Raw genomic sequence first — 7,266 nt, forward strand, 5'->3', positions numbered from 1 at the left:
GGCATGAAGGTCACCGCCGAGGGCGTCGAGACCCGCGAGGCCCTGGCGGCCCTGCAGCTGATGGGCTGCGACCTGGCCCAGGGCTATCACATCGCCAGGCCGATGAGCCTGGACAAGCTGGTCGAGTTCCTGGGCGCGTGGTCGATCGAGCTGCCCGTCGACGATGAGGCGCGCAGGACGGCCTGAGGTTTGAGGATGCTCCGCCGCGTGCTACGATCGCGACGGTTGTGGAGACATCCGATGGCTTCGAAACGCCCCTCGCCCCTGGACCCCGGCGCCTATGGCAAGGCCCAGCGCTGGCATCGGATCCTCACCGACGCCGCCCGAGCGCGCGCCGAAAAGCGCGAGGAGCAACGCCGACGAGCCGACGAGGCGGCCAATACTTCCGTGCTCTCGTCAGCCGCGGCGGCGATCATGTCGATCTTCCGCTAAGCCGCCTCTTCGACCGACGCCTTCAGCAGGTCCAAGACGTGGTGCAGGCTGTCGGCGATGTGCACGCACTTGTCGTGCATTTCCTCGTTGGGATCGAGGATGTCGGGCACCATCACGGTCATCATGCCGGCCGCGTGGGCGGCGCGGACGCCGGGGTGCGAGTCCTCCAGCGCCAAGCAGTGGGCCGGGTCGACGCCGAGGCGGCGGGCGGCTTCCAGATAGGGGTCCGGGTTCGGCTTGTGCTTGGTGACGTCGTGGTGGGCGACCACCGCGTTGAAGCGATGCAGCAGGTCAAAGCGCCCCAGATACTTCTCGACGGCCACCATGCCGTTCGAGGTGGCGATGCCGCGCGGCAGGCCCAGGTCGTCCAGGTAGTCGAGGATCTCGATCACCCCCGCCTTCAGCTTGGTCTCGGCGGCGAGCAGGTCCTCGACGTCGGCCCAGACCCGCTCGAAATAGGACTGGACCGGGAAGTCCGGGCCGTACAGCTCCTGCAGCATGACGGCGCTCTCTGGCGTGGTCTTGCCGACCATGGCCGCATAGGTCTCGCCGGTGAACTGGACGCCGAAGACGTTGCCCGCCTCGATCATGGCCGCGCGATAGACGATCTCGGTGTCCAGCAGCAGGCCGTCCATGTCGAACACGACACCTTCGACACGACGGGGAAAGCTCACTGCACAAACTCCTCGATCTTGTAGCCCTGGAAATAGAGCAAGGTGGTCAGGTCGGTGTGATCGACCTTGGCGTCGGCCTGGGCCGCCACGATCGGCTTGGCGCGATAGGCTACGCCCAGGCCAGCGGCCTCGATCATGGCCAGGTCGTTGGCGCCATCGCCCACGGCCAAGGCGTCGGTCGGCGTCAGGCCCAGAGCGGCCGTCTCCTCCTGGAGGGCGGCCAGCTTGGCCTCCTTGCCCAGGATCGGGTCGCCGACATGGCCGGTCAGGGCGCCGTCCAGTTCGATCAGAGTGTTGGCGCGGTTCAGGTGGAAGCCCGCCGCCTCGGCCACCCGGCTGGTGAAGAAGGTGAAGCCGCCCGAGACCAGGGCGCAGCGGGCGCCGTTCCTGGCCATGGTGCGGACCAGGATCTCCGCGCCGGGATTCAGCCGGACCCGCTGATCGTAGCAGCTCCGCAGCGCCTCGACGCCCAGGCCCTTCAGCATGCCCACGCGCTCGCGCAGGGCCCCCTCGAAGGCCAGTTCGCCGCGCATGGCGCGCTCGGTGATCTCAGAGACCTTGTCCTTGACGCCGGCGAAGTCGGCCAGTTCGTCCAGGCACTCGACGTTGATGATTGTCGAGTCCATGTCGGCGATCAGCAGGCGCTTTTTGCGGTTCTCGACGGGCTGTACCGCGAAGTCGACGGCGAGGTCCGCCAGGTCGACCTTGACCGCATCCAGGTCGCCGCGCTCGACGAAGAAGTCGGCGGCCAACGGCCCCAGGTCTTCGCGGCGGCTGGACAGCCTGGCTTCGACGCGCGAAACGGCTTGTGCGTATGCGTCGGGGTTGCCCCCCACGACGGTGAGGACGGTCGGAATGGTGGAGAGTTCGGACATCGCGCCCCGCATCTGGCTGATCGCGGGCCCGACCGCAAGCGGCAAGTCGGCCTATGCCCTGCAATTGGCCGAGCGGATCGGCGGCGAGATCGTCAACGCCGACTCCATGCAGATCTATGCCGGCCTGCGCGTACTGACCGCCGGACCATCGCCGGACGAGATCGCGCGGGCGCCGCATCACCTGTTCGAGGTGATCGACGCCGCCGTCGGCTGGTCGGTCGGTCGCTGGCTGGAGGCGGCGACTACGGTGCTCGCGGAAATCGCGGCCGGCGGCGCTCCGGCCATCGTGGTCGGCGGCACCGGCCTCTATTTCCGGGCCCTGACCCACGGCCTGGCCGACGTGCCCCCGGTGCCCGAGACCCAGCGCGAGATCTCCGGCCTGCTCTACGCGGCGCGAGGCGAAGAAGAATTCCGCGAGATCCTCAGGCCGCTGGATCCAGAAGCCGAAGCCCGCATCGAGGTCGGCGATCGCCAGCGCCTGGTCCGCGCCCATGCCGTGGCCATCGCCACCGGCAAGCCGTTGACCGCCTGGCAGACCGACACCAAGCCGGCCCTCGCCCCCGGCAGTTGGAAGGGCGTGGTGCTGGATCCGCCGCGCGCCGAACTCTACGCCCGCTGCGACGCTCGCTTGTCCGTCATGGTCGAGCAAGGCGCGCTGGACGAGGTGGCGGCCATGGAGGCGCGTGGCCTGGACCCGTCCCTCCCCGCCCTCAAGGCTGTCGGTTATCGCGAGTTCGCGGCCCACCTGCGCGGCGAAACCACGCTAGACCAAGCCCTGGACGCCGCGCGGCAGGAGACCCGGCGCTACGCCAAGCGCCAGCTAACCTGGTTCCGCAATCAGACGCCGGATTGGGAACGGATCAGCGTTCCGTGATCGTGGTCCCGCCGCGGACCAGTTGTGGCGTGACGACCAGCTTGTAGTCGTCGTCATACAGTTGGTCCTTGGTGCGATCCACGGATGCGATCACCCGGCTCTCGGCGGCCTCCACCGGCTTGGCGAACACCTCGCAGACCGTTCCGCCCGGCAGGTCCGCTTGACCCGTGTCCGTGGCCATCAGCGGTGTGGTCTCGCCGTTGGTGCAGGCCAGGAGGCCGGTCATCGAATAGAAGCAGATGTCACGCTGCAGAAACGACTCGACCGTCCAGGCGCACGGTATGGCGCTGACGCTCACGCCCTCGGCGGTCGCCGGGCCCGGCCTGACGGTCGTACGGATGAAGATCTGATAACGCACCAGCGCCTTCTCGGTCCGCCCGCCCTTGGTCAACACGAGCGGCCGGGTCTTCTGTGAGATCGGCGCCAGCCTTTGCAGCGGCGGCTGCACGGGAACGGTGGGCGCGGTCGCGGCGGGCGATGTGGCGGCTTGAACGAGCACGGAGATCTCCGAGTTGAGCTTGGCCATGGTGAGCACGTTGGCTCAATCTTGGCGAGAGCCTTCCGCCACGCGTGTTTGCAGGTTCGCGTCTTGCCCCTATGGAAGGGCCGCCCAGCATGAAAGAACCAAGATGTCCGACCTCAACGCCCTGGCCGAACGCGTCGCCGAACGCCTGATCGCCCGAGGCGAGACCGTCGCCATCGCCGAGTCGTCGGCCGGCGGCCTGATCTCGGCCGCCCTGCTGGCGGTGCCGGGCGCATCGAAGTTCTATGTCGGCGGCGCCGTCGTCTATACGGCGCGGGCGCGCCTCACGCTGATGGACATCCCGCAGAAGGCCATGGACGGCCTGCGCTCGGCCARCGAACCCTACGCCGTCATGCTAGCCCGCGTGGCCCGCAAGAACCTGAAGGCGACCTGGGGCCTGTCGGAGACCGGCGCGGCCGGGCCCGACGGTAACCGCTATGGCGACGCGCCCGGCCACTGCTGCATGGCCGTGGTCGGCGAGGAAACCTCGGTCAGCGCCACTCTGGAGACGGCCAGCGCCGAGCGCGCCGCCAACATGCAGGCCTTCGCGGCCGCCGCGCTCGAGCTGCTGGCCAAAACATTGGAGGGCTGAATAACCCTGTCATCCCAGGCGAAGCGCAGCGCAGACCCGGGACCGCAACAGGCTCTGAGCTTCCGGCGATCCCGGCTCGGCGCTGCGCTTCGCCCGGGATGACAGCCTTCCTTCTAGACCGTCCCGAACAGCGCATAGGCGAACTCGTCCATCGCCCTCTGGGTGATGCTGGTGTTGTTGAGCAGCACGACGGTGGTCTGGTCGTCGAAGCGGTGACCCAGCACCGAACGATAGCCAGCCGCCCGGCCCGTCTCCCAGGCGAAGACGCGTGGCATGCCGTCGGCGAACAGGCTCTTCACCCGACCGCCCAGCGCATAGTCCTGGTCGGGCCAGCCGACGGTCAGCAACTCCTTCTTGCGCACCGGCGGCAGGAGCGCCCCGTCGAACACCGCGTGAGCCGCCTTCAGCAGGTCGCCGGCCGTGCTGACATAGCCCCCGCTGGCGGCCATGAACGGAAAGCGGTCATTGGGCTGCCGGACCAGCGGCTCCAGCGTGCGGTATGAGGCCGCGATGTCGGTCGGATCGGCCGGCGTCGTGCGGGAAAGCCCCAGCGGACCGATCACCAGCTCGTTCATCGCCTCGGCATAGGGCTTGCCGGTCACCGCTTCGATGATCGCCGTGACGATGATCCAGTTGGTCAGCACATAGTCGAACTTGGTCCCCGGCTCGAAGGCCAGGTCGCCCGAGCACCACAGCTTCACAGCCTCGGCAGTCGTGAAGGTTTTCTTGAACAGGTCGGGATCCGGATTGGCCTTGGTCCAGGTGGCGAAGCCGTTCGGAATGCCGCTGGTGTTGGTCATCAGCCGCCGCAGGGTGACCTTGGCCCCCGTATCGGCCCGGTAGTCGGGCAGGTAGCGGACGATCGGCGCGTCCAGGTCGAGCTTGCCCSCCTCGGCCAAACGCAGCAGCGCGGTGGAGGTCAGCCATTTGGAGATGGAAGCGATGACATACGGCGTTCCGAGCGTCGCGGGCCGCTTGGCCTCGATGTCGGCGAACCCGACCGCGCGGGAATAGATCGGCTTGCCGGCCTTGCCGATCAGGACCACGCCCTGGAACGGTTGGATCTTGAGGAACGCATCGACAGCCTGGTCCGCCGGTCCGCCCGACAGCACGCGGGCCGTCGCTGATTGCGCCAAGCCGAAGGCCGCCGCCCCAGCCAAAAATTCTCGCCGTCCAAACACTGAAGCGCTCCCCGATTGCAGGCGCGCGACCGTGACGGGTGAAACCTGCCCCTGTCACGTGAAACTCCGGTAAGGTCACACCGCCCGGGAAAGGCACAACCTTGCGACAAACAGCGCCTTGACGCTCCATCAGGCGCGTGTCATGACCCGTTCCGTAGCTTTGGAGCAAGACTCGTGCGCAAAACCATGATCGTACTTATGGAGCGGCCGTTCGCGGGGTGACCTAGAAGTCACGTCGTAGCTCGGTCGCGCGCGCAAAGGTCCTTCGGGACCTTTTTTCTTTTCCACTTCCCCGTTCCTTGGCTTCCCCCCAGCTTCCCACCGGATCCGTCCCATGACCGCCCATCAAACCATCGAGAGCACCGCTCCCGCCGCCGACACCTCCCGCGCCATGACCGGCGCCGAGATCGTGGTCCGCGGCCTCGTGGACCAGGGCGTCGAGGTTCTGTTCGGCTATCCGGGCGGCGCGGTCCTGCCGATCTATGACGCGCTGTTCCACGAGCCGCGCCTGCAGCACATTCTGGTTCGTCACGAGCAGGGCGCGACCCACGCGGCCGAAGGCTACGCCCGCAGCTCGGGCAAGCCCGGAGTCGTCCTGGTCACCTCGGGCCCCGGCGCGACCAACGCCATCACCGGCATCATGGACGCCCTGATGGACTCGATCCCGATGGTCGTCATCACCGGCCAGGTCCCCACCCACCTGATCGGCACCGACGCCTTCCAGGAAGCCGACACCGTCGGCATGACCCGCTCGTGCACCAAGCACAACTATCTGGTCAAAGACGTCCGCGACCTGCCGCAGATCATCCATGAGGCGTTCAAGATCGCCACCACCGGCCGTCCGGGCCCGGTGCTGATCGACATCCCCAAGGACGTCCAGTTCGCCAAGGGCGAATATTACGGCCCGACGGAAGTCGCCTCGACCCATGCCTACGCGCCCAAGACCAAGGGTGATGCCGGCCGGATCGCCGAGGCGGCCAGATTGATCGCGGGCGCCCGCCGGCCGATCTTCTACACCGGCGGCGGTATCATCAATGCCGGCCCCAAGGCCAGCCAGGCCCTGCGCGAATTCCAGGCTCTGACCGGCGCGCCGGTCACCTCGACCCTGATGGGCCTGGGCGCGTTCCCGGCGGCCGATCCGGCGTGGCTGGGCATGCTGGGCATGCACGGCACGTTCGAAGCCAACAACGCCATGCACGATTGCGACGTGATGATCTGCGTCGGCGCCCGCTTCGACGACCGCGTCACCGGACGCCTCGACGCCTTCTCGCCCGGCAGCAAGAAGATCCACATCGACATCGACGCCTCATCGATCAACAAGAACGTCCGCGTCGACCTGCCGATCGTCGGCGACGCCGGCAGCGTTCTTGAAGACCTGATCGCGGCTTGGAAAGCCGGCGGCCATCAGCCGAACAAGGCGGCCCTCACCGACTGGTGGGCCCAGATCGACCAGTGGCGCGCGCGCCAGTGCCTGAACTACCGACGCTCCGACACGGTCATCAAGCCGCAGTACGCCATCGAGCGCCTGTACGAGCTGACCCGAGACAGGGACGTCTACATCACGACCGAGGTCGGCCAGCACCAGATGTGGGCCGCCCAGTTCTTCCGCTTCGAGGAGCCGAACCGCTGGATGACCTCGGGCGGTCTGGGCACCATGGGCTACGGCCTGCCCGCCGCCCTGGGCGTGCAACTGGCCCACCCCAAGAGCCTGGTCGTCGACATCGCCGGCGAAGCCTCGATCCAGATGTGCATCCAAGAGCTGTCGACGGCGATCCAGTTTGATCTGCCGGTCAAGATCTTCATCCTGAACAACGAATGGATGGGCATGGTCCGCCAATGGCAGCAGCTGCTGCACGGCGAGCGCTACAGCCACTCCTATTCCGACAGCCTGCCCGACTTCGTGATGCTGGCGCAGGCCTACGGCGCCCACGGCATTCGCTGCGACGACCCGGCCGAGCTGGACGGCAAGATCCTGGAGATGATCAACAGCGACAAGCCGGTGATCTTCGACTGCCGCGTCGAGAAGCACGAGAACTGCTTGCCGATGATCCCCTCGGGCAAGGCCCACAACGAGATGATCATGGGCGAGGTCGAGGACATCGGTAATGTGATCGG

General features: G+C 67.2%; 10 protein-coding genes. 6 read left to right on the plus strand and 4 right to left on the minus strand.

The window, feature by feature from the left end; translation table 11 throughout:
• On the plus strand, positions 1–186 hold a 186-nt coding region (locus AC1DSO_RS24175), incomplete at its 5' end, for an EAL domain-containing protein (RefSeq protein ID WP_477071232.1).
• A gap of 54 nt (positions 187–240) precedes the next feature.
• On the plus strand, positions 241–432 hold the full coding sequence (locus AC1DSO_RS24180; protein WP_477071233.1) for a hypothetical protein: 192 nt from the start codon (positions 241–243) through the stop codon (positions 430–432).
• Here the strand turns inward: AC1DSO_RS24180 and AC1DSO_RS24185 are convergent.
• Both AC1DSO_RS24185 and serB read right to left on the minus strand, forming a co-directional pair.
• Positions 429–1,106: an HAD family hydrolase gene (locus tag AC1DSO_RS24185; RefSeq protein ID WP_477071234.1), complete on the minus strand. Its 678-nt coding sequence runs from the start codon at positions 1,104–1,106 to the stop codon at positions 429–431. The genes AC1DSO_RS24180 and AC1DSO_RS24185 overlap by 4 nt on opposite strands.
• The gene (gene serB / locus AC1DSO_RS24190) at positions 1,103–1,981 is read right to left on the minus strand and encodes a phosphoserine phosphatase SerB (protein ID WP_477071235.1); all 879 of its coding nucleotides are present in this window, start codon (positions 1,979–1,981) and stop codon (positions 1,103–1,105) included. The genes AC1DSO_RS24185 and serB overlap by 4 nt, the downstream gene beginning before the upstream one ends.
• On the opposite strand from serB, the gene miaA reads away from it, so the two are divergent.
• On the plus strand, positions 1,962–2,855 hold the full coding sequence (gene miaA / locus AC1DSO_RS24195) for a tRNA (adenosine(37)-N6)-dimethylallyltransferase MiaA (protein WP_477071236.1): 894 nt from the start codon (positions 1,962–1,964) through the stop codon (positions 2,853–2,855). The genes serB and miaA overlap by 20 nt on opposite strands.
• Here the strand turns inward: miaA and AC1DSO_RS24200 are convergent.
• On the minus strand, positions 2,842–3,381 hold the full coding sequence (locus tag AC1DSO_RS24200; protein WP_477071237.1) for a hypothetical protein: 540 nt from the start codon (positions 3,379–3,381) through the stop codon (positions 2,842–2,844). The genes miaA and AC1DSO_RS24200 overlap by 14 nt on opposite strands.
• Before the next feature lie 103 nt (positions 3,382–3,484).
• On the opposite strand from AC1DSO_RS24200, the gene AC1DSO_RS24205 reads away from it, so the two are divergent.
• Positions 3,485–3,970, plus strand: a complete 486-nt coding sequence (locus AC1DSO_RS24205) for a CinA family protein (protein ID WP_477071238.1) — start codon at positions 3,485–3,487, stop codon at positions 3,968–3,970.
• A 113-nt stretch (positions 3,971–4,083) separates the two neighbouring features.
• Here the strand turns inward: AC1DSO_RS24205 and AC1DSO_RS24210 are convergent, their stop codons facing one another.
• Positions 4,084–5,106: a serine hydrolase domain-containing protein gene (locus AC1DSO_RS24210; protein WP_477071239.1), complete on the minus strand. Its 1,023-nt coding sequence runs from the start codon at positions 5,104–5,106 to the stop codon at positions 4,084–4,086.
• Between the two features lie 219 nt (positions 5,107–5,325).
• Here AC1DSO_RS24210 and AC1DSO_RS24215 point away from each other — a divergent pair, with 219 nt between their 5' ends.
• Positions 5,326–5,373, plus strand: a complete 48-nt coding sequence (locus AC1DSO_RS24215; protein WP_024265762.1) for a hypothetical protein — start codon at positions 5,326–5,328, stop codon at positions 5,371–5,373.
• Between the two features lie 112 nt (positions 5,374–5,485).
• Positions 5,486–7,266: acetolactate synthase 3 large subunit (locus AC1DSO_RS24220; protein ID WP_477071240.1), on the plus strand; the 1,781-nt coding region annotated here is incomplete at its 3' end.

The organism is Caulobacter sp. P4_E5 (genome assembly GCF_056401555.1).